17 protein-coding genes are annotated in these 19,132 nt (G+C 70.9%); 3 read left to right on the forward strand and 14 right to left on the reverse strand.

All coding sequences use genetic code 11. The features are described from left to right. Positions 1-177 precede the first annotated feature (177 nt). Positions 178-312, forward strand: coding sequence for a hypothetical protein (locus ACZ7M2_RS38010; protein ID WP_096240005.1), 135 nt, complete (start codon positions 178-180; stop codon positions 310-312). Between the two features lie 52 nt (positions 313-364). Here the strand turns inward: ACZ7M2_RS38010 and ACZ7M2_RS38015 are convergent, their stop codons facing one another. Beyond that, the gene (locus ACZ7M2_RS38015; protein ID WP_471599149.1) at positions 365-826 is read right to left on the reverse strand and encodes a GNAT family N-acetyltransferase; all 462 of its coding nucleotides are present in this window, start codon (positions 824-826) and stop codon (positions 365-367) included. A gap of 170 nt (positions 827-996) precedes the next feature. On the opposite strand from ACZ7M2_RS38015, the gene ACZ7M2_RS38020 reads away from it, so the two are divergent. Further along, positions 997-2,049: a lytic polysaccharide monooxygenase auxiliary activity family 9 protein gene (locus ACZ7M2_RS38020; RefSeq protein ID WP_471599150.1), complete on the forward strand. Its 1,053-nt coding sequence runs from the start codon at positions 997-999 to the stop codon at positions 2,047-2,049. A 61-nt stretch (positions 2,050-2,110) separates the two neighbouring features. Here the strand turns inward: ACZ7M2_RS38020 and ACZ7M2_RS38025 are convergent, their stop codons facing one another. Together ACZ7M2_RS38025 and ACZ7M2_RS38030 are read right to left on the reverse strand one after the other, a co-directional pair. Then, positions 2,111-2,968, reverse strand: coding sequence for an esterase/lipase family protein (locus tag ACZ7M2_RS38025; protein WP_471599151.1), 858 nt, complete (start codon positions 2,966-2,968; stop codon positions 2,111-2,113). Positions 2,969-3,151: 183 nt separating this feature from the next. Continuing rightward, on the reverse strand, positions 3,152-3,598 hold the full coding sequence (locus ACZ7M2_RS38030) for a MarR family winged helix-turn-helix transcriptional regulator (protein WP_471599152.1): 447 nt from the start codon (positions 3,596-3,598) through the stop codon (positions 3,152-3,154). A 97-nt stretch (positions 3,599-3,695) separates the two neighbouring features. Here ACZ7M2_RS38030 and ACZ7M2_RS38035 point away from each other — a divergent pair, with 97 nt between their 5' ends. After that, the gene (locus tag ACZ7M2_RS38035; protein ID WP_471599153.1) at positions 3,696-4,070 is read left to right on the forward strand and encodes a cupin domain-containing protein; all 375 of its coding nucleotides are present in this window, start codon (positions 3,696-3,698) and stop codon (positions 4,068-4,070) included. Between the two features lie 14 nt (positions 4,071-4,084). On the opposite strand, the gene ACZ7M2_RS38040 is transcribed toward ACZ7M2_RS38035, so the two are convergent. From ACZ7M2_RS38040 to ACZ7M2_RS38090, 11 genes are all read right to left on the reverse strand, one after another. Next, on the reverse strand, positions 4,085-5,059 hold the full coding sequence (locus tag ACZ7M2_RS38040) for a DNA polymerase Y family protein (protein WP_471599154.1): 975 nt from the start codon (positions 5,057-5,059) through the stop codon (positions 4,085-4,087). Continuing rightward, the gene (locus tag ACZ7M2_RS38045) at positions 5,056-8,619 is read right to left on the reverse strand and encodes a DNA polymerase III subunit alpha (RefSeq protein ID WP_471599155.1); all 3,564 of its coding nucleotides are present in this window, start codon (positions 8,617-8,619) and stop codon (positions 5,056-5,058) included. Before ACZ7M2_RS38045 ends, ACZ7M2_RS38040 begins: the two co-directional genes overlap by 4 nt. A gap of 192 nt (positions 8,620-8,811) precedes the next feature. After that, positions 8,812-9,894 (reverse strand): S1 family peptidase, encoded by a 1,083-nt coding sequence (locus ACZ7M2_RS38050; RefSeq protein ID WP_471599156.1) that lies wholly within the window; start codon positions 9,892-9,894, stop codon positions 8,812-8,814. A gap of 246 nt (positions 9,895-10,140) precedes the next feature. Further along, a complete protein-coding gene (locus ACZ7M2_RS38055) occupies positions 10,141-11,070 on the reverse strand; it encodes a slipin family protein (RefSeq protein WP_471599205.1) in 930 nt (309 codons plus the stop codon). Between the two features lie 186 nt (positions 11,071-11,256). Further along, complete coding sequence (locus tag ACZ7M2_RS38060; protein ID WP_471599206.1) at positions 11,257-12,156, reverse strand: S1 family peptidase; 900 nt, start codon at positions 12,154-12,156, stop codon at positions 11,257-11,259. A 312-nt stretch (positions 12,157-12,468) separates the two neighbouring features. Then, positions 12,469-13,251: a DUF1684 domain-containing protein gene (locus tag ACZ7M2_RS38065; RefSeq protein ID WP_471599157.1), complete on the reverse strand. Its 783-nt coding sequence runs from the start codon at positions 13,249-13,251 to the stop codon at positions 12,469-12,471. 4 nt (positions 13,252-13,255) lie between these two features. Beyond that, entirely contained in the window at positions 13,256-14,554 is a 1,299-nt protein-coding gene (locus tag ACZ7M2_RS38070) for an NtaA/DmoA family FMN-dependent monooxygenase (RefSeq protein ID WP_471599158.1), read from the reverse strand. Then, the gene (locus tag ACZ7M2_RS38075) at positions 14,551-15,630 is read right to left on the reverse strand and encodes an LLM class flavin-dependent oxidoreductase (protein ID WP_471599159.1); all 1,080 of its coding nucleotides are present in this window, start codon (positions 15,628-15,630) and stop codon (positions 14,551-14,553) included. The genes ACZ7M2_RS38070 and ACZ7M2_RS38075 overlap by 4 nt, the downstream gene beginning before the upstream one ends. Before the next feature lie 51 nt (positions 15,631-15,681). Continuing rightward, positions 15,682-16,443, reverse strand: a complete 762-nt coding sequence (locus tag ACZ7M2_RS38080; RefSeq protein ID WP_471599160.1) for an amino acid ABC transporter ATP-binding protein — start codon at positions 16,441-16,443, stop codon at positions 15,682-15,684. A 43-nt stretch (positions 16,444-16,486) separates the two neighbouring features. Then, positions 16,487-18,241 carry an FAD/NAD(P)-binding protein gene (locus ACZ7M2_RS38085; RefSeq protein WP_471599161.1) on the reverse strand — a complete coding sequence of 585 codons (1,755 nt, stop codon included), beginning with the start codon at positions 18,239-18,241 and terminating at the stop codon, positions 16,487-16,489. Then, the gene (locus tag ACZ7M2_RS38090; RefSeq protein ID WP_471599162.1) at positions 18,238-19,095 is read right to left on the reverse strand and encodes an amino acid ABC transporter permease; all 858 of its coding nucleotides are present in this window, start codon (positions 19,093-19,095) and stop codon (positions 18,238-18,240) included. Before ACZ7M2_RS38090 ends, ACZ7M2_RS38085 begins: the two co-directional genes overlap by 4 nt. Positions 19,096-19,132 lie beyond the last annotated feature (37 nt).

Below are 19,132 nucleotides of genomic sequence, written 5' to 3' on the forward strand. Positions count from 1 at the left end.
CACGGCTCTGACCTGGATTCATTTCGTTGTAACCCGTCATGTGCCCCAGGGTGACACCCGCCACTGACAGTCGAATCGTGACAGCCGCCACAGACAGATCCCGACTGATGAGCAACTCTCCCGGAAAGGGTCTACCTCCGTACAACCGCGGATCCCGGTAGGCACAAGGAGGCAGCCATGCGCCGTGTGACCGTGCAGAAGCCCCTGAGAAAGTCGGAGTCCCGCCGAGTGCGGGACAAGGCCGACGAGCGCCCGGCCGAGCGTCCGGAGGTCCGCAAGGACATCCACCGCACGTGGTGGCCGGACGAGTGAGCGGCCCAGGCCGCGCGCCCCGGCACCGAGACACGCCCCGGCGCGGAATCCGTCAGTCGAGCCGCTTTCGGTAGTGGATCCGGTCGTACCGGCCGTCCACGCGGCGTTCCACGACCTCGTACCCGTACTTCGGGTAGATCTTCTGGTTCTCCCACATCATCGCGTTCGTGTAGAGCCTGACCTCGGACAGCCCGAGCGCACGCGCGTGTGCGTCCACGAACGCCAGCAGCCGTCGCCCCACGCCCTCGCCATGGGCGTCGGGGTGGACGGCGATGCTGTCGAGGAAGAGATGGTCCTCGTACGCCTCGATCACCACGAGGCCCGTCAAGGGCTCTCCCGTGACGAACACCCGCCCCGCGGCCACGTTCGCCGCGTGATCCGCCTCCATGGGCCCCGGCACCACTCCGATGCGCTCGATGTAGTGGTGGTACGCGGCGTCGGTCACCGCCTTCACGGCGGCCACGTCGGCGGCGACGGCCGGGCGGATCTCCGGTTCGTCCGGGGCATCTGTCATGGCCGGAACGGTACCTACCTGAGCGCAGGCTCAGCACTCCCTTAAGCCGACCATAAGGATCTCTCTCACCCGCCTCCGACAGGCGATTTCGCGGTTTCTTCGGGCTAGCTTGCTGATCACCCCCACGGGGTCCGCCGTACGCCCGAAGGTCCGCTTCAAGGAGTTCCCCCATGCCCGCTCGCCGCAAGGCCGTCGCAGTCGCCGTCGGTGTCGGTGTCGCCCCGGTCGCCCTGACCGCGCTCGCCGCGGGGCCCGCCGTCGCGCACGGCACGATGGGCGACCCGGTCAGCCGGGTCTTCCAGTGCTACGCGGAGAATCCCGAGAGCCCGAAGTCCGGCGCCTGCAAGGCGGCCGTCACGGCCGGCGGCACCCAGGCCCTGTACGACTGGAACGGCATCCGGATCGGCGACGCGAACGGCGGACACCAGCGGCTCATCCCCGACGGGAAGCTGTGCAGCGCGGGCAACGACGAGTTCAAGGGCCTGGACCTGGCCCGCACCGACTGGCCGGCGACGAGCGTGAGCGGCGGCGCGTACACCTTCAGGTACCGGGTGACGGCCCCGCACAAGGGCACCTTCGACGTCTACCTCACCAAGGCGGGCTACGACCCGTCCAAGCCGTTGGCTTGGGCCGACCTGGACCTGGCTCACCCGGTCGCCACGAAGACCGACCCGACCGCGACGAACGGCTACTACACCTTCTCCGGCACCCTGCCGCAGCGCTCGGGCAGACAGCTCCTCTACGCGATCTGGCAGCGTTCGGACAGTCCGGAGGCGTTCTACTCCTGCTCGGACGTCACCTTCGGTGGCGGGGGTTCCGGCAACACCGGTGCCGGTGGCGACGGTACTGGCAGCACCAGTACGGGCACGGGCAGTACCGGAAGCGGTACCACCCCCGCGCCGACCACCCCGGCACCCACCGCCTCCGCGCCCTCCGAGCAGCAGATAGCCGACGGTGCCGACAAGTCGACGGTGCGGCACGACCACCACGACGGCACGGCCACTCCGGCGGCCGGCACGAACACCTCCTACGCCGCTCCCGGCGGCTCCGCCGACCGGCCCGAGGCCGCGGGTGTCTCGGAGCGGCACCTCGCCGAGACCGGCGGTGACTCCTCCAGCTCATATCTCGCGATCGGCGGGGCGAGCGCGCTGGCGCTGGGCGCGGCGGCGCTGTTCTCCTCGGTCCGCCGCCGCGCGACGAGCGACGGCCGGCGCGGCCGCTAGTTCCCGGTGCACTCCGGGGCCTGTCCGGCGGCTCAGGTCGGACAGGCCCCGGCCGGGGCGGTCAGCTGAAGACGGAGGCGCAGTTCGTGGGGGTGGCGTGTGCCGGGTCGAGGGCGTTGGCCGCCTCGTGGAAGGCGATCCGGTCGAGGAGGCCGATCGCGGCGTGCTCGGAGAGGTCGACCGGGCACAGGTCCTGCAGCAGCACGTTGTGGACGTCGGATCCGGTGAGGAACTGTGAGCGGTACGGCGTGACCACCTCGTCGTACTTGGTGGCGATCACCGTGTAGTGCACGCCCGGGACGGTGTCGCCGCCGGCGTTGAGCTTGGCCAGGAAGGCGGAGCCGACGATCTGGTCGGCGAGCGCGGGTGTGGCCGCCGACAGCAGGTCCTCGGCGCCCGGGAAGTACGGCAGCAGGTTGGTGAGGCCGTCGAGGGTGGTGCCGTGGTTGTCGGGCGCGATGCCGACGAAGGTGTTCACCTTGGCGGCTCCGCCGAGGAACTTGAGGTAGTAGCGGGGCATCAGGCCGCCCTGCGAGTGGCCGACGAGGTCCGCCTTGGCCGCGCCGGTCGCGGCGAGCACCTTGTCGACGAACACCTGAAGCTGTTCGGCCGATTTGTCGATGGGGCCGAGGGCGTTGAAGAGGGGGACGCCGGGCAGTTGCCCGTAGTCGAGGGAGAAAACGCAGTACCCGCGGTCCACCAGGTAGGGCGCGAAGGCCAGCCAGTTGTCGGTCGAGTTGGCGAAGGTGCCGTGGACGAGGACGACGGGGTGGGGATGGGTGGCTGAGGGCTTGCAGGAGTAGTCGTTCCAGCCGCTGCTCGGCGCGGCGGCGTGGGCGGTGGCGGCGGGGACCACGGCGACCACCGCGGTCAACAGCAGTGCGGTGAGGGGTCTGAGCAGGCGCTTCCAGGGCAGCATCGGGTGATCTCCTTGCGGCTCAAGGGAGTTGCGACGACGTACGCCCTGTGATCCGGATCACGAGGATGCTGTTCACTCGTCAAGTTACGGGCGAGTAGCCCAAGTGTGAAGTTACGCGTCAGTAAAAAACTTCCGGCGAGAAACGGCGGCGGTCTCGGTCGCCACCTCACACTTGACCAACCATCACCAGGTGGGCCTGATGGGACCATAGGGTGCGATGCGCAGCAAACGGTCGCGCAACGCGCGCATTTCACTCTCACCGAGCAGCTCACCCCAGGCCCGCACCGCGTCAGCGGCCGCCTCCTCCGCCGCGCGCGTACAGGCCCGGCCGAGCTCGGTCAGCACGATCAGCCGAGCGCGCGCGTCGGCGGGATGCGGCCGCCGCTCCACGTACCCCTTGCGCACCAACTCGTCGACAAGCTGGCTCGCGGCCTGCTTGGTGACCCCCAGATGCGCGGCGAGGTCGGTGACCGTCGCGCCGCCAGGGGCGAGCCGTGCGAACGCGAAACCGTGCGCGGGCCGCACCCCCTCGAACCCCCGGGCGACGACGCCCTCGTGAATACGTTGCGTCAGCTCGCCTGCGGCGGCGAGCAGGGCGGCGGACAGGGCTATGGCCTCGGAGTTGTGCACGCACGCATTGAAACACCCTTGACGAATTGGTCAAGCGGCTTGACCATGAGGTCAGCTATTTAGTCAAGCAGCTTGACCATCTGGCCTGGAGGCACCCATGCCCGTCATCCGCCTGTCCGAAGCCGTCGTCCACGAGATCCACGGCGCCCGTTTCGTCTCGTACGCCACTCCCCTCAGCGGGAGCAAGGAGCTGTGCGCCTGGCGCGGCGAGATACCCGCGGGGCACAAGGCCCCCGTGCACACCGTCAACCGCGAGGAGATCTTCCACCTCCTCACCGGCGAACTGCTGATCACCCTCGATGGCCGCACCGAGCGGATCACCGCGGGCGACACGGTGATCATCAACCCCGGCGTGCCCCTGGGCATCGAGAACCCGACCCAGGAGGCCGCCACCGCCTGGGTCACCACGTCCATCGGCCTCCAGGCGGAACTGGCCGACGGCTCGGTCCTCACTCCCCCGTGGGCGAACTGATCCCCGTAGCGGATCTACGCCGCCAGCGTCCCCGGCATCACCGCACGCGGGCCGAACTTCGCTCGCGCGCGGTCCGCGACCTCCTCGATGCGGCGGACCTTCTCGTCCACGGGGTCGAAGGTCAGCTGGTGGGAGGCCTGTTCGGCGGGGGTGAGGCCCTCGGCGCGCAGGCCGATCGCGCGGACCCGGGCGCGCTGGAGGCCGAGCGCCTCGTACAGGGCGTACGCGGTGGCGCTGAGCGCCGAGGAGTGGGCGGTCGGCTCCTTGAGAGTGCGGCTGCGGGTGGTCGAGGAGCGGTCGGCGTAGCGGACGGTGAGGGTCAGGGTGCGGCAGACCTTCTCCAGGGCGCGCAGCCGGGTGCCCAGTTCCTCGGCGCCGGAGAGCAGCGCGCGGCGGTGCAGGGACGGGTCCAGCTCGTCGCGGGAGAAGGGGCGTTCGGTGGCGAGGGAGCGCGAGGTGGCGTTCGGGACGACCCGGCCGCGGTCGATGCCGGACGCCTTCTCGTGCAGTTCGCGGCCGGTCCGGGCACTGGTCAGGCGCTGGAGCGTGGACAGGGGCGCGGCGGCGACCTTGCCGATGGTGTCGAGGCCGTACTCGCACAGGGTGCGGGCGGTGGCGCCGCCGACCCCGGGCAGCGCGCCGACGGGCCGCTCGGCGAGGAACTCCGCGACGGCGTCCGGCTCTCCGGGCACCACCCGGGTCACTCCGGGCACGGCCTCCCGCAGTGCCATCCGCGCGAGCATCGGCCCAGGTCCGGCGCCGATCGCGCAGTCGATCCCGTACCGGGCGAGTGCCCGCACCCGGATCAGCGAGGCGAACTCCACGGCGGTCCGCCCGAAGTACCGTTCGGCGCCCCGTAGATCGACCAGCACGCGATCGGGCGGCAGCGCCTCGATGACGGGGGTGAACTCCTCCAACAGCCCGAGGAGCCCCGGCAGGGCGGCCTCGTACATCGGAGGCAGCTGGAAACGTACGCAGAGGATGGTCATCCCGCACTCCCCGGACTCTGGTGCCACAACTTCTTTCCTCCCGCGGGCCCTTCGCCCGCCGGACGCAGATCGGCCCAGGGGTGCATCTCGTACCCCGTGGGCATCCGGATCTTCCGGCCCTCCTGCGCGCCCTCCCCCTCCGGCAGGGGCTCCGCTGCGGGCTCCGCCAGCCGCGCCGCCACCACGTCGAGGCCGCCCTCGGTGCGCAGCTCGACCAGTTCGGCGAGGTTCCAGGCCGCCGCGCCCACCACGCTGAGGCTGCGCGGGCCCCGGCGCTGCACCACTCCGCGCACCAGCAGCAGCCAGGAGTGGAAGACGGTGTGGGCGCAGGCATCGTGCGAGTCGTCGAAGAAGGCGAGGTCGACCAGGCCGGTGCCGTCGTCCAGGGTGGTGAAGATGACGCGTTTGCCGGAGCGGATCGGCGGGGTCTGGGTGGCCGCCTTGGCGCCCGCGACCAGGACCGTCTCTCCGTGCCGCGCCTCCCGCAGCCGACGTGCCGTCACCACGCCCAGCTCCCCCAGGAACTCCCGGTGGTCGTCCATCAGATTGCGCGAGGCGTCCATCGACAACACGCCCAGTTCGGCACTGAGCCGCTCCGCCGAGGAGAGGTCGGGCAGCCCGGCGGAGGCGGTCTGCCGTCCGCCGGAAAGCGGGAGTTGGCCGCCGCCCGCACCCCGGGATCCCCGGTGCAGTTCGGTCAGGTGCAGTTGCAGGTCACGCCGGTTGGCACCGAACGCGTCCAGCGCGCCGACCTGCGCGAGCCGCTGTGCGAGCGGCCTGCTCGGCCGGGCCCGCTCCCAGAAGTCGAGCAGGGAGGCGTACGGCTGTCCGTCCGCGATCCGCGCCGCCTCGGCCTCGCTGATGCCGTGCACGTCGCAGAGGGCGAGGCGGACACCCCAGCGGCCGGCAGAGCCGGCAGATTCAGACACCAGTTCGATACGGTGGGCGACCGCCGACCGGTTCACGTCCAACGACAGGATCGGCACTCCCCGCCGCCGCGCGTCCGCCAGCAGCAGCCGCTTCGGATACATCCCGGGGTCGTGCGTGAGCAACCCGGCGTAGAAGGCGGCCGGGTGATGGGCCTTCAGCCACGCCGACTGGTACGTCGGTACGGCGAAGGCGACCGCGTGCGCCTTGCAGAAGCCGTACGACCCGAAGGCCTCCACGATCTCCCAGGTCCGCGCGATGGTCTCGGCGTCGTACCCCTTGGCCGCCGCGTTCTGTGCGAACCAGAACCGGATCCGCCCCTGCGACTCGGGGTCGGAGAGCCCGCGCCGCACCCGGTCCGCCTCGTCGCGTCCGCAGCCGGTCATGATGTCGACGATGTCGATGATCTGCTCATGGAAGACCACGACGCCGTATGTCTCCTTCAGCGGTCCCTCCAGGTCCGGGTGCGGATAGCGGATCGGCGCCCGCCCGTGCCGCGCCTCGATGAACGGCCGCACCATGTCGGCGGCGACCGGTCCCGGCCGGAAGAGCGAGATGTCGACGACGAGGTCGTGGAAGGTCGCGGGCTGCAGCCGCCCGACCAGGTCGCGCTGTCCGGGCGACTCGATCTGGAAGCAGCCCAGCGTCTCGGCGGACTGGATGAGCCGATAGGTCGCCGGGTCGCCCGGCTCCACCGCGTCGATGTCCGGCCGGTCCCCCGTGGCCCGCTGCACCTCGGCCACCGCATGCGCCATCGCGGACTGCATCCGCACGCCCAGCACATCGAGCTTGAGCAGCCCGAGGTCCTCGACGTCCTCCTTGTCGAACTGCGACATGGGGAAGCCCTCACCGCTGGTCGGCACGACCGGCGTACGGGCGAGCAGGGAGGCGTCGGAGAGGAGCACCCCGCACGGGTGCATGGCGATGCCGCGCGGGAGGGCGTCGAGAGACTCGACCAGCTCCCACAGCCGTCCGTACTTCTCCCCTTTCTGCTGAAACTCCCGCGCCAGCTCCCGCAGTTCGGGCAGCTCGTCCATCGCCGCGCGGGCGTCGCGGGCGCGGATGTGCGGGAAGGACTTGGCGATCCGGTCGATGTCGGCCGGGTCCATGGAGAGGGCGGCGCCCACATCGCGGACGGCGTGCCGGACCCGGTAGGTCTCGGGCATCGAGACGGTCGCGACCCGCTCGGTGCCGAACCGGCCGATGATCGCGCGGTAGACCTCCAGCCGGCGCGCGGACTCCACGTCGATGTCGATGTCGGGCAGCACCGAGCGGCGCTTGGACAGGAAGCGCTCCATCAGCAGCCCGTGCTCGACCGGGTCGGCGTGCGCGATGCCGAGGAGATGGTTGACGAGGGAGCCCGCGCCGGAGCCGCGCGCGGCGACCCGGATGCCCATCTCCCGTACGTCGTCCACGACCTGGGCGACCGTCAGGAAGTAGGAGGCGAAGTCGTGGTGGGCGATGATGTCCAGCTCGCGGTGCATACGTTCCCAGTAGTCCCGCCTGCGGTCGTAGCCGCGCAGCACCATGCCCGCCGCCGCCCGGGAGGCCAGGACGCGCTGGGCGGTGCGCCGGCCCGCGCCGACGAGATGCGGTTCGGGGAAGTGGACGGTGCCGATGCCGAGGTCGTCCTCGGGATCGACGAGGCACTCGGCGGCGGTGGCCTGGGTCTGTTCGAGCAGACGGTACGCGGTGTCACGGCGGTAGCCCGCGGCCTCGACGATCCGCTCGGCGGCGCCCAGCATGGCGGCCTCGCCCTTGAGCCAGGCCTCGCCGGAGTCCAGCTCGCGCCGGGGGTCGACGGGGACGAGGCGGCGGGCGGCGTCCAGGACGTCGGCGACCGGACCGAGGCCCGGGTCGGCGTACCGGACCGCGTTGCTGAGCACCGGGCGCACCCGCTGTTCGGCGGCGAAGCCGACGGTGCGGGCGGCGAGCCGCAGGGACCCGGGTCCGGTGCCCTCGCGGCCGTGCCAGACGGCTTCGAGGCGCAGGGCGTCGCCGTAGATCTCCCGCCAGGGCGCGAGCAGCTTCGCGGCGCGGTCGGGGCGCCCCGCGGCGAGTGCGCGGCCGACGTCGGAGGCGGGGCCGAGCAGTACGGTCAGTCCTTCGGCGTGGTTGTCCGGCCGGAGCAGCAGGGGCTGCCGCCCCGGGCCGCTGTCGGGACTGCCGCCCGCATGCGCCGCCGTGACGATTCTGCAGAGGTCGGCCCAGCCGGCCGCGCCGTCCCGGGCGAGGAAGGTCACCCGGGGAGTCGACTCATCGATGAAGGCACCGCCACGGACCGGGGCGCGCCGCCGCTCCCCTCGTACGGGCTCCCCGGCCGCTCGGGCGGAAGCCGAGCCCGTCGGCGCAAAGGCCCCGGCCGCCCGGGCGAAGGACCCCGCCGTTCGGGCGGAAGCCCTCGTCTCCCGGGCGGGAGCCTCGACCGCGAGCTCCGCCCCGAACAGCGGACGGACACCCGCCTTCGCACAGGCCTTGGCGAACCGGACCGTGCCCGCGAGGCTGTCCCGGTCGGTGAGCGCGAGGGCGTCCATGCCCCGCTCCGAGGCACGCTCAGCCAGCCGCTCCGGGTGCGAGGCGCCGTAGCGCAGGGAGAACCCGGAGACGGTGTGCAGATGCGTGAACCCCGGCACACGCACCTCCCGTACCCGTCCGTATCCGTTCGTGTTCGAGGGCCCTCTCACCCGGCTCTCGAACATTCGTTCCCAATGACCTCACCCCCACCATAGACCAATTTCCGAACACGTGTGCGACATCCGTTCGAGCCCGTCCCACCTGCGCAAACACCGGTCCACCCGGCCCTGACCAGGCAGGACGGGAGCGCGTCAGCCGATCTGGGCGCCGAAGGCCGACAGCGCCTCGGTGACCGGCTGGAAGAAGGTCTCGCCGCCCGAGGTGCAGTCGCCGCTGCCGCCCGAGGTGAGGCCGATGGCCGTGGAGCCCGAGAAGAGCGAGCCGCCGCTGTCACCGGGCTCGGCGCAGACATCGGTCTGGATGAGTCCGTCGACGATGTCGCCGTTGCCGTAGTTCACGGTGGCGTCCAGGCCGGTGACCGTGCCGCTGTGCACCTGGGTCGTCGAACCGCTGCGCGTCACCGACTGCCCCACGGTCGCCGCACCCGCCTGGGTGATGGGCTGCGCGGAGCCGTTGTAGAGATCGACCTCGCTCGGGTGGTCGACCGTCGAGGTGTACTTGACCAGACCGAAGTCGTTGCCGGGGAAGCTGGACTGCTCGTTCGTGCCGATCTCCTTGCCGCTGGAGTCCGACCAGGTGGAGATCGCCCGGGTGCAGTGTCCGGCGGTGATGAAGTACGGCTGGCCGCCCTTGACCACGTTGAAGCCGAGCGAGCAGCGCCCGCCGGAGCCGGTGATCGCGTCGCCGCCCGCGATGAAGGGCTTGAACTCCCCCTTCGTGCGCTGGAGTTCGGCCTTGGCGCCGAGACCGTCGACGACCTTGGTCAGCCGGGCGAGGGTCGCGCCCCCGACCGTGCGGTCGGCGGTGACGACGACCTTGTTGGTCCCCGGGTCGGTCGCCCAGGACGTGCCGGGGATGGTCGCGTCCTTCTTGAGGGTGGTACGGGCGCTCGTCAGCTCGGCGAGGGAGTTCTCGACGATTCTGGCCTGGGCGCCGGCCGCCTCGACGACACTCGCCGCGGCCCGGTCGAGCACGTTGACGACCAGGTGCCCGGCCTTCGCGTCGTAATACGTTCCCGCCGCGTCGGGACCCAGGTCCTTGCCGAGCGACGAGGCGAGCTTTCCGGCCGCCGTGATCGAGAGCGGCCGGGGCGCCGCGCTCTTGTGCGTCTCGCTCGCGTTCGCAGTCTGGAAGGTGACTCCCGCGGCGACCAGGGCGGCGACACTCGCGCCTGCCACGGCTGCGCGCCGCCCGGATATACGTCGGTGCTTCACTTCGCGTCCTCCTGTGGGGGGCGGCCCGGGAGGTCGTGGGGACCTCCGGGGCCGGAAGGCGTACGGAATCGAAAGGCGTACGGGCGCCCACTATTCCGAGACCCACAGGTGGCTCACAAGGTCGACTTCAGGACGCGCGCACAGCAACGGGTGTACGCCCCCGGCGCCTTGACCCTGCGTGATCGCACCCTGTGCGTTCGCAGTGCAAACACCGCGTGCGAGTGACCCATGTGCAGTCCGTGAGGTCTACTCCTGTCTTGTTTTCGATCCTTCAGGGTCCGATCCCAACGGGGGCGCGAGGGAAGACGGTTGCTCCTGCACCGATTGCTCCACCGATTCCCGCACCGGCTGCTCCACCGATTCCCGCACCGGCTGCGCGGTCGACGACCCCGCCTGCTCGGGTGCCGGGGCGGCCGGCTGCTGCGCCCGTTCCAGGAACCGCAGCAGTTCCACCGGGAAGGGGAGCACCAGGGTGGAGTTCTTCTCGGCGGCGACCGCCACCACGGTCTGCAGCAGCCGCAGTTGGAGCGCCGCGGGCTGTTCGGACATCACCCCGGCGGCCTCCGCCAGCTTCTTCGACGCCTGGAGTTCGGCGTCCGCGTTGATGACCCGCGCGCGCCGTTCACGGTCGGCCTCGGCCTGCCGGGCCATCGACCGTTTCATCGTCTCCGGCAGCGACACGTCCTTGATCTCCACCCGGTCGATCTGCACACCCCAGCCCATGGCAGGACTGTCGATCATCAGCTCCAGACCCTGGTTGAGCTTCTCCCGGTTGGAGAGCAGATCGTCCAGGTCGCTCTTGCCGATGATCGAGCGCAGTGAGGTCTGCGCCATCTGCGAGACCGCGAACTGGTAGTCCTCGACCTGGATGACCGCGTCGGCCGCGTCGACCACCTTGAAGTAGACGACCGCGTCGACCCGCACCGTGACGTTGTCCCGCGTGATGCCCTCCTGCGCGGGGACGGGCATCGTCACGATCTGCATGTTGACCTTACGCAGCTTGTCGACGAAGGGCACCACCATGGTGAACCCGGGCCCGCGCACGTCCGAGCGCAATCGGCCCAGGCGCAACACCACACCGCGTTCGTACTGTTTGACGACACGGGCCCCGGCCATCGCGTAGACGATCCCCACGGATGCGACGGAGACTCCCGCCGCCACCAGTTCCTCGACCATCACGGCCCCCCAGGATCCGAAGTGGGCGCATCGGGCAAGTACCGCATCAGGCGCGTACCCGGCGTGTACTTCGACGGTAACTCCGTCACCCGAGCAAGGGCGAGCCCCCGCACGACAGTTGCGTACGGGGGCTCGCCTGCTGCTGGCCGCAGGTCCGGTCGTGCGGGTGTTACGGGGTACCGTCGGTCAGCCGACGCTCACGCCGTAGTAGCTCAGCGCCTCGGTGACCGGCTGGAAGAAGGTCGTACCGCCGGAGGTGCAGTCACCGCTGCCGCCGGAGGTCAGACCGTAGGCGACGGAACCCCCGTAGAGCGGACCGCCGCTGTCGCCGCCCTCGGCGCAGACCGTGGTCTGGATCATCTGGTAGACCACGTCGCCGCTGCCGTAGTTGACCGTGGCGTTCAGCGCGGTGACCCGGCCGCTGTGCGTGCCGGTGGTCGAGCCGCGACGGTAGACGGTCGTGCCCACGCTGGGCGTGGCGGCGCTGCTGATGGTCTGGCTGCCGACCGCGCTCGGGTGCGCGATCGAGGTGTTGGTGTAGCGCACCAGCGCGAAGTCGTTCGTCGGGAAGCTGTAGCTGACGTTCGTGCCCAGCGTGGTGGTGTGACCCGAGTTGGAGTACCAGGTGGAGGCGACCTGACCGCAGTGCCCGGCGGTCAGGAAGTAGTAGGTGCTCCCGCTGTGCACGTTGAAGCCGAGCGAGCAGCGGTAGGCACCGCCGTAGATGGCGTCGCCGCCGGTGATCAGCTTCTTGAACTTGCCCGGGGTGTGCTTGATCGTGAGGGCCGCGGCGTTGCCGCCCGCGTCCTTCTTGATCTTCGCGATCTCGGCCTTGGAGACCGTGCTGTCGACGGTGACGACGACGCGGTTCGTCTTGGCGTCGACCGCCCAGGCGGTTCCCGCGACGTCGGACTTGAGTACCGACTTGTTCACCGTGCTCAGCTGGGTGGCGCTGAACGTATGGACGTCGGATGCGTTCGCGGTGGGGACGGAGAACGCTGCGGCGGCCAGGAGTCCGGTGGTCACGGCGATCAGCCGGGTCCGTCTCGCTATACCGCTGCGGGGGGTGGTGCGCTTGATCCTCACTTGTCGTTCCTCCCGAGGGAAGTAGGGGGCCCGCGTGGGGTCGGGGCCCGTGAGGCGCAGCCCGGAGCCGCCCGACCGGATTCCGGACAAGCCGTGCTCCTGACAAGCGCTGTGGGGGAGTATTCGGCCGCACGGCCGACGGGCGCAAGGGCGCCTTTCGGCCGTGCAGCGTTCAACTGACGTACCGCCAGCGGTAGTTGATCTTCCCAGATTCGGGTGTGCGGATTGCGTGTGGATCGTCGGGGCACTCGAAGCGCCTGGAGAGCTCGGAGGGGCGAGTGAAGGGCGCGGAGGGCGCGGCGGAGTGAACCGTCAGAGCAGCGTGCGCTCCCCCGCCGGGACGGCCACGGCCAGGGTGTTCCCGGGCGGCGGGAAGGGGCAGATGAAGTGGTCGGCGAACGCGCACGGCGGAAGCACGGCCCGGTTGAAGTCCACCGTCGTACGCCCCTCGCCGTCGGGTGCCGCGGGGCGCAGGAACCGGAAGCGGTAACTGCTGTCCCCGCTGGTGGTGTCGGCGAACACGGCCCACAGCGAGCCGTCGCTCTCCACCGACACCTGGAGCGTGAGGTCCTCGCCGTCCAGGGTGAAGGCGAGGATGCCGCCGAGCCCCAGACCGCGGGCGACTCCGTCCGCGTTCTCCACACGGACGGTCCGGCTCTCGCCGTACGGCGTGAAGTGCCCCGGCACCGACCAGCGCGGGTCGTACGGCGTCGCCTCGACGCCCTTGAAGGCCGCGCGCGCCTCGGAGGCGGGGTCGAAGTCGCGTACGCCCCAGATCCCTTCGCGCACCAGGACGACGAACCGGCGCTCGCCGAGCCCGACCCGGGACTCGACCGCGGGCCCGGGGTCGGCGTCGAGCCGGACCTCGCCGGTGAAGGGCTTCCCGTCCAGGCTCAGACCGTCCTCGGGGGCGGCCGTCAGCAGGACCCCGGCCTCCTGGTCGGTCCACAGCCCGGGGATGTCCGGAAGTCGTCCGTCCGGATAGTCCTCCAGCCAGTGCGTGCCGGTGAGCGCCAACGGGCCGTAGGAGGCGGACACCGTCTCGACGCGGCGCTCATGCCACCGCTCCCATTCCTCGGATGCGTCTTTCGTCATGTGATCAACCCTTCCATATGGGTTCCGGCAACCCGAGGTGTGAGCGCAGCGTCGTGCCCGTGTATTCCGTGCGGAAGGCGCCCCGCTCCTGGAGCAGCGGGACCACCCGGTCCACGAACTCGTCCAGTCCGCCCGGGGTCAGATGGGGGACGAGGATGAAGCCGTCGGCGGCGCCGGCCGTCACGAACTCGTCGAGTTCGGCGGCGACCGTCTCCGGCGTGCCGACGAAGGACTGCCGCCCGGACGCCTCGATCACGGTCTGCCGGATGGACAGCCCCTTCGCCCGCGACAGGGCCCGCCACTTCTCCGCCACCGCGAGGGGGTCGGCGACGCGCACCCGCCCCTGCGCGAGGGCCGGCTCCGGCTCCGGATCGATGTCGGGCAGGGGCCCGTCGGGGTCGTACGAGGAGAGGTCGACGCCCCAGATCTGCTCCAGCGCGAGGAGCGCGTTCTGCGGGGAGACCTGCCGGCGGCGGATCTCGGCGGCCCGCTCCCGCGCGTCGGCCGCGGTGTCACCGAGCACGACGGTGACACCGGGCATGATCTTCAGGTCCTCGGGCGACCGCCCGTACGTCGCGAGCCGCCCCTTCACATCGGCGTAGAACTCCCGGCCGGCCTCCAGGGTCCCGTGCCGGGTGAAGACCACGTCCGCCGTGGCCGCGGCGAACTCCCGGCCCTCGCCGGAGTCCCCGGCCTGGATGACGACGGGCTGCCCCTGCGGTGAGCGCGGCAGCCCGAACTCCCCCGCGATGTCGAAGTGCTGCCCCTGGTGGGCGAAGGGGCGCGCCATGCCTTCCGGGGTCCAGGAGTCCCACAGCTCTCGTGCGGTGGTGACGAATTCGGCGGCGCGCGCATACCGGTCGGCGCGGTCGAGGAAGCCGCCGCGGCGGAAGTTCTCCCCGGTGAAGGCGTCGGAGGAGGTGACCACGTTCCAGGCGGCCCGGCCCCCGCTGAGGTGGTCCAGCGTGGCCAGTCTGCGGGCGAGTTCGTAGGGCTCGTTGAAGGTCGCGTTGACCGTGGCGGCGAGCCCGAGCCGTGCGGTGACGGCGGCGAGCGCGCCCAGGACGGTGATCGACTCCGGTCGCCCCACGACGTCCAGGTCGTGGACGCGTCCCTTGTGCTCGCGCAGCCGCAGCCCCTCGGCGAGGAAGAAGAAGTCGAACAGGCCGCGTTCGGCGGTGCGCGCGAGGTGTTCGAAGGAGGCGAAGTCGATCTGGGACTTCGAGCGCGGGTCGGTCCAGACGGTGGTGCTGTTGACGCCCGGGAAGTGCGCCGCCAGATGCATGCGTTTGCGTACGGTCATGACGCTCCCCCTGTCACGGCGTACTGGTTGGCGGGCCGGGCCAGCCCCAGGTGCTCCCTGAGCGTGCTGCCCGGATAGAAGGTGCGGAACAGACCGCGGTGCTGGAGCAGCGCCACCGTTCCGTTCACGAGCCGCTCCAGGTCACGACGCGGCTCGACCGGGGTGAGGTGGAAGCCGTCGACGGCCTCGGACGCGTGCCAGGCGGCGATCAGCTCGGCCAGGTCGACCGGGCCGCCCCGGTACAGCGGCCCCTGCGCGGTCTGCCGGGGACCGCCACCGCCATGGCCCCGCTCCGCCGCGTGCTCCCCGTCGCCGAGGTCGACGACGAGTGAGCCGAGGACCCGCAGGGTGTCGGGGTCGCGGCCGAACTCCGCTGCCGCGTGCCGGAGTTTGGCCCGTACGGCCCGGGCCTGCGCGGGTCCCACGACCCGGACGAGCGCCACGTCGGCGTACCGGGCCGCGACCCGTCGGGCCGGCCCCTCGGTGGCGTCGACGACCCGGACGGGGTGGCCCTGCGGGGGCCGCGGCACGATCGAGGGGCCCTTCACGAAGAAGGTGGCGCCCCGGAAGTCGACGTGGTGCAGTTTGTCCCGGTCGACGAAACGGCCGGTGGCCTCGTCGCGTATCTCGGCGTCGTCCTCCCAGCTGTCCCAGAGCCGGGCGGCCACCTCGGCGACCTCGCCGGCCTCCCGCCACAGCGCGTCGGCGGGTGCCGCGTGCCTGCGGCCGAAGAGGCGGGCCTCGCCCTCGGTCGTCGACACCTCGAGCCGCCAGCCGGCCCGGCCGTGGCTGACCCAGTCGAGGGTCGCCACCGCCGCCTGGACGTGGAAGGGCTCGGTGTGGGTGGTGGTCACGGTCGGCACCAGGCCGATCCGGCGGGTGGCGGGCGCGACACGGGAGAGTACGGCGAGCGCGTCGGGCCCTGGGCGCGCGAAGGTGTCGCCGAGGGTCACGAAGTCGAGCCCGCCACGCTCCGCGAGCTGCGCCGGCCCGACGTACGAGGCGGCGTCGAAGGCCGCCTGTTGATCGAGGGCGGCGGCCAGGTGCAGCAGTCCCCGGCCGTGCGGTGCGGTCATGTCGGGTGAAACCTTTCTCCGGTAATCCGATCAGAACCCTCTGGAGAGGGGTCAAAGAACCTTGGACAGGAACGACCGCGTCCGTTCGTGCCGCGGCCGGTCGAGTACGTCACCGGGGGCGCCCTGTTCGACGATCCGTCCGTCGTCCATGAAGACGACGGTGTCGGCGACCTCCCGGGCGAACCCGATCTCGTGTGTGACGACGATCATCGTGGTGCCCTGGTGGGCCAGGTCCTTGATGACGTCGAGGACTTCGCCGACCAGCTCGGGGTCGAGCGCCGAGGTCGGCTCGTCGAAGAGCAGCAGCTTCGGCTCCAGGGCGAGCGCGCGGGCGATGGCGACGCGTTGCTGCTGGCCGCCGGAGAGCTGCTTCGGGTAGGAGTCGGTCTTGTCCGCGAGCCCCACCCGGTCGAGCAGCGCCCGCGCCGCCTCGACGGCGTCCTTGCGCGGGCGCTTCAGCGCGGAGACCGGGGCCTCGACGATGTTGTCCAGCACGGTGAGGTGCGGGAAGAGGTTGAAGTTCTGGAAGACGAACCCGATGCGGGTGCGCTGCCTCAGGATCTCGCGCTCGCGCAGCTCGTACAGCTTGTCGCCGGAGCGCCGGTAGCCGACCAGCGAGCCGTCGACGCTGACGCGGCCCCGGTCCACCTTCTCCAGGTGGTTGATGGTGCGCAGCAGCGTGGACTTGCCGGAGCCGGACGGGCCGAGGATCACGGTGACCTCGCCGGTGCGCACCGCGAGGTCGATGCCCTTGAGCACTTCCAGTGGGCCGAAGCTCTTGTGGACGGACCTGATGTCGACCATGAAGGTCATCGTGTGAATCCCTTGTGCTGGCAGTGGAGTTGACGGTCGGGGGTCACGCGGCGGCCCGATACGCGAGATCGCGCAGGAACGTCAGCGCGGCTCGCGCGGTGGCGTCGTTCTGCCGGAACGCGGGCCCGCCGGTGCGCGGCCTGGTGAAGGCGCCGGGGGTACGTACGTCGGTGTAGGGCCCCAGCGCGAAGCGCCGCGGATGCGGCCGGCCGGCCCGGTCGAGGATCCGCCCGTCGGAGCGGTCCACCCGCAGCAGCCCCTCCGGGGTCTCGACCGCCCCGTCGGCGTGCAGTTCACGCAGCAGCGGGTCGAGGGCGCGCCCGACGGTGGGCTCGGGCAGCCGCGCCTCGACGAGCGCCCGTGCCTCGACCGTCTCACCCGGCACGGTCGCGCTCGACGCCCGGAACACCCCGTCCTCGGCGACCACGGCCATGTCCGCGCCCACGAACCTCACGACGCCGGCCCGGGACAGTGCGAGCAGCTGCCGCAGCCGGGGTCCGGGCGGCCCTGAGGCGAGGTAGCTGAAGAAGCCGTGCCACCAGGCTCCGACGTCTCCGAGTCGGATCAACTGCCCGTAGACGGAGAGGAGTCCGAGAAAGACGGCGAGGTCAGGGCTGTTTCCGGGATCATGACGACGACTCAGATCCGACTCGACGTATGCCCGCAGACCCTCCTGGAACTCCTCGTGCGACGCGTACCGCACCCCGTCCAGCGGACGGTCGAGCGCCGCGAGGTCGAGCCGGTCGGCGGGGTCGGGCACGGCGGATGCCACGAGGGCCTCGCGCTCCGCCGCCTCCCCGACCGCGTACTTCTCCTCGAAGTCGCTCCAGGCGATCGCCGTCCGCTCGGGGTGGACGGTGAACAGCCGGTGGTAGTGCGCGAACCCCAGCTCCTTCTCGATCGACGGCCACACGTCCCGCCGGAAGTCGAAACCCTCCGGCCGCGCCAGCAGCGCGTCGACCTCGGCGGGCCCGAAGAACCGTGGCAGCGGCGGCCGTTCACCGGTCCAGTCGTAACCGATCTTCGAGTGGTACGGCACTCCGCGCCGCGACCCGACATGCAGCACCGGTTCCTGCCCCGACGGAAGGTAGGTGTCACCGTCGTACCGCCCGCCCCGCCCCTCCGTGAGCAGCACCATCAGGTCGACGAAGGCGAGCCCGAAGCCCCGCACGAGGACGGGTTCGCCGGGTGCGAGCGAGGACAGATCACTGTCGGCGGTGAAGTCGGGCGGCAGATGGACCAGGTCGTGGGCATGGGCGTATGTCGCCAACTCGCCCTGCTCCTGGTCGAGTTCGGCGTCGAGATGGCCGAGCGCGAGAACGACGAGGTCGGCGAGGAGGGGACGCGGGCGGCCCTCCAGCCACACCTGCTGGCGCCCCTCGCGCGGGCCGCTGACACGCAGGGCCCTGCACGGATGATGGTGGACGGTGACGTCCGGCGGCAGGGCGGCCACGGCTTGCTCGTGCACCCAGCTCAGGTAAGCCCCTTGCAGCTGTCGGCCGGCGAAGGTACGGCCGTCGACGGCCGCCCATTCGTGCAGCGTGGGACCGGGGCGCACGGGCCCGTCCATGACCACCGTCTCATCGGTGAACATGGTGACGTCCTCGGCGTGCGAGTTCATCCACAGCAGCGGCGACTGCGCCTCGCGCCAGATGCGTCCGGCGCCCGGCGGATGGGGGTCGACGAGATGGATGTCGAGTCCCGAACCTGCGTACAGCTCGGGCGCGTTGGCGGCGATGCGCTCGATGAGACCGGTCCCCCGCGGCCCGGCCCCGACGATCACGAGAGTGGGCGTCACCGGGTGCGCTCCGAGCCGCGCGCGTAGTGCTTCTCGACGTAGTACTGGCCGAGGCCGAGGACCGAGGTGACGACGGTGTACCAGAGGGTGGCGACCATCAGCAGCGGGATGACCTGGTAGGTGCGGTGGTAGACCAGCTGTACCGAGAAGAGCAGGTCCTGCACGGCGATGACGCTGATGATCGAGGTGCCCTTGAGGGTGCCGATCAGCATGTTCCCGGCGGGCGGCACGATGGAGCGCATCGCCTGTGGCAGCACGATCCGCCACCAGCGGCGCCACCGGCTCAGACCGAGCGCCTGCGCGGCCTCGATCTGCCCGCGGTCGACGGAGAGGATGCCGCCGCGCACCACCTCGGCGGCGTACGCGGCCTCGTGCAGGGTGAGTCCGATGATCGCGACCGCGATCGGGGTGAACAGATTGACCGTCTTCACGCCGAGGAGCTCGGGATACAGCGCCCCGATGTTGAACCACAGCAGCAGCTGCACCAGGATCGGAATCGACCGGAACAGCCACACATAACCCCAACTGACGCCGCGCAGCACGGGATTGCCGGACAACCGGGCCGCCGCGAGCAGTGTCCCCAGCGCGAAGCCGAGCACCATCACCGCAGCCGTCAGCCACAGGGTGAGCCACAGGCCGCGCAGCACGGAGTCCGAGGTGAAGTAGTCACCGACCACCCCCCATTGGAACGCCTTGTTGCGAACGACGGAGGTGACGGCGAGCCCGAGCAGGACGAGTACGGCGACGGCGGCCGTCCACTGGCCCAGACGGCGCTGCGGAACGATCCGCAGGGAGTCTGCCTGCTCCGGTAGGTCCGGTGCGGCGGATGTTGTGGCGAGGGTGTCGGAAGACATGCGAAGACTCCGTGACGTAGTCGAACACGGGTGGATG

It is taken from the genome of Streptomyces sp. NPDC111507 (assembly GCF_055638955.1).

Excerpts from the sequence above, each read along its gene's own strand:
- ACZ7M2_RS38055 (WP_471599205.1), bottom strand. The coding sequence starts at position 11,070 with ATGGTCGAGGAACTGGTGGCGGCGGGAGTCTCCGTCGCATCCGTGGGG.
- ACZ7M2_RS38040 (WP_471599154.1), bottom strand. The coding sequence starts at position 5,059 with ATGACCATCCTCTGCGTACGTTTCCAGCTGCCTCCGATGTACGAGGCC.
- ACZ7M2_RS38070 (WP_471599158.1), bottom strand. The coding sequence starts at position 14,554 with ATGACCGTACGCAAACGCATGCATCTGGCGGCGCACTTCCCGGGCGTC.
- ACZ7M2_RS38075 (WP_471599159.1), bottom strand. The coding sequence starts at position 15,630 with ATGACCGCACCGCACGGCCGGGGACTGCTGCACCTGGCCGCCGCCCTC.
- ACZ7M2_RS38080 (WP_471599160.1), bottom strand. The coding sequence starts at position 16,443 with ATGACCTTCATGGTCGACATCAGGTCCGTCCACAAGAGCTTCGGCCCA.
- ACZ7M2_RS38090 (WP_471599162.1), bottom strand. The coding sequence starts at position 19,095 with ATGTCTTCCGACACCCTCGCCACAACATCCGCCGCACCGGACCTACCG.
- ACZ7M2_RS38035 (WP_471599153.1), top strand. The coding sequence starts at position 3,696 with ATGCCCGTCATCCGCCTGTCCGAAGCCGTCGTCCACGAGATCCACGGC.
- ACZ7M2_RS38065 (WP_471599157.1), bottom strand. The coding sequence starts at position 13,251 with ATGACGAAAGACGCATCCGAGGAATGGGAGCGGTGGCATGAGCGCCGC.
- ACZ7M2_RS38010 (WP_096240005.1), top strand. The coding sequence starts at position 178 with ATGCGCCGTGTGACCGTGCAGAAGCCCCTGAGAAAGTCGGAGTCCCGC.
- ACZ7M2_RS38025 (WP_471599151.1), bottom strand. The coding sequence starts at position 2,968 with ATGCTGCCCTGGAAGCGCCTGCTCAGACCCCTCACCGCACTGCTGTTG.
- ACZ7M2_RS38020 (WP_471599150.1), top strand. The coding sequence starts at position 997 with ATGCCCGCTCGCCGCAAGGCCGTCGCAGTCGCCGTCGGTGTCGGTGTC.
- ACZ7M2_RS38015 (WP_471599149.1), bottom strand. The coding sequence starts at position 826 with ATGACAGATGCCCCGGACGAACCGGAGATCCGCCCGGCCGTCGCCGCC.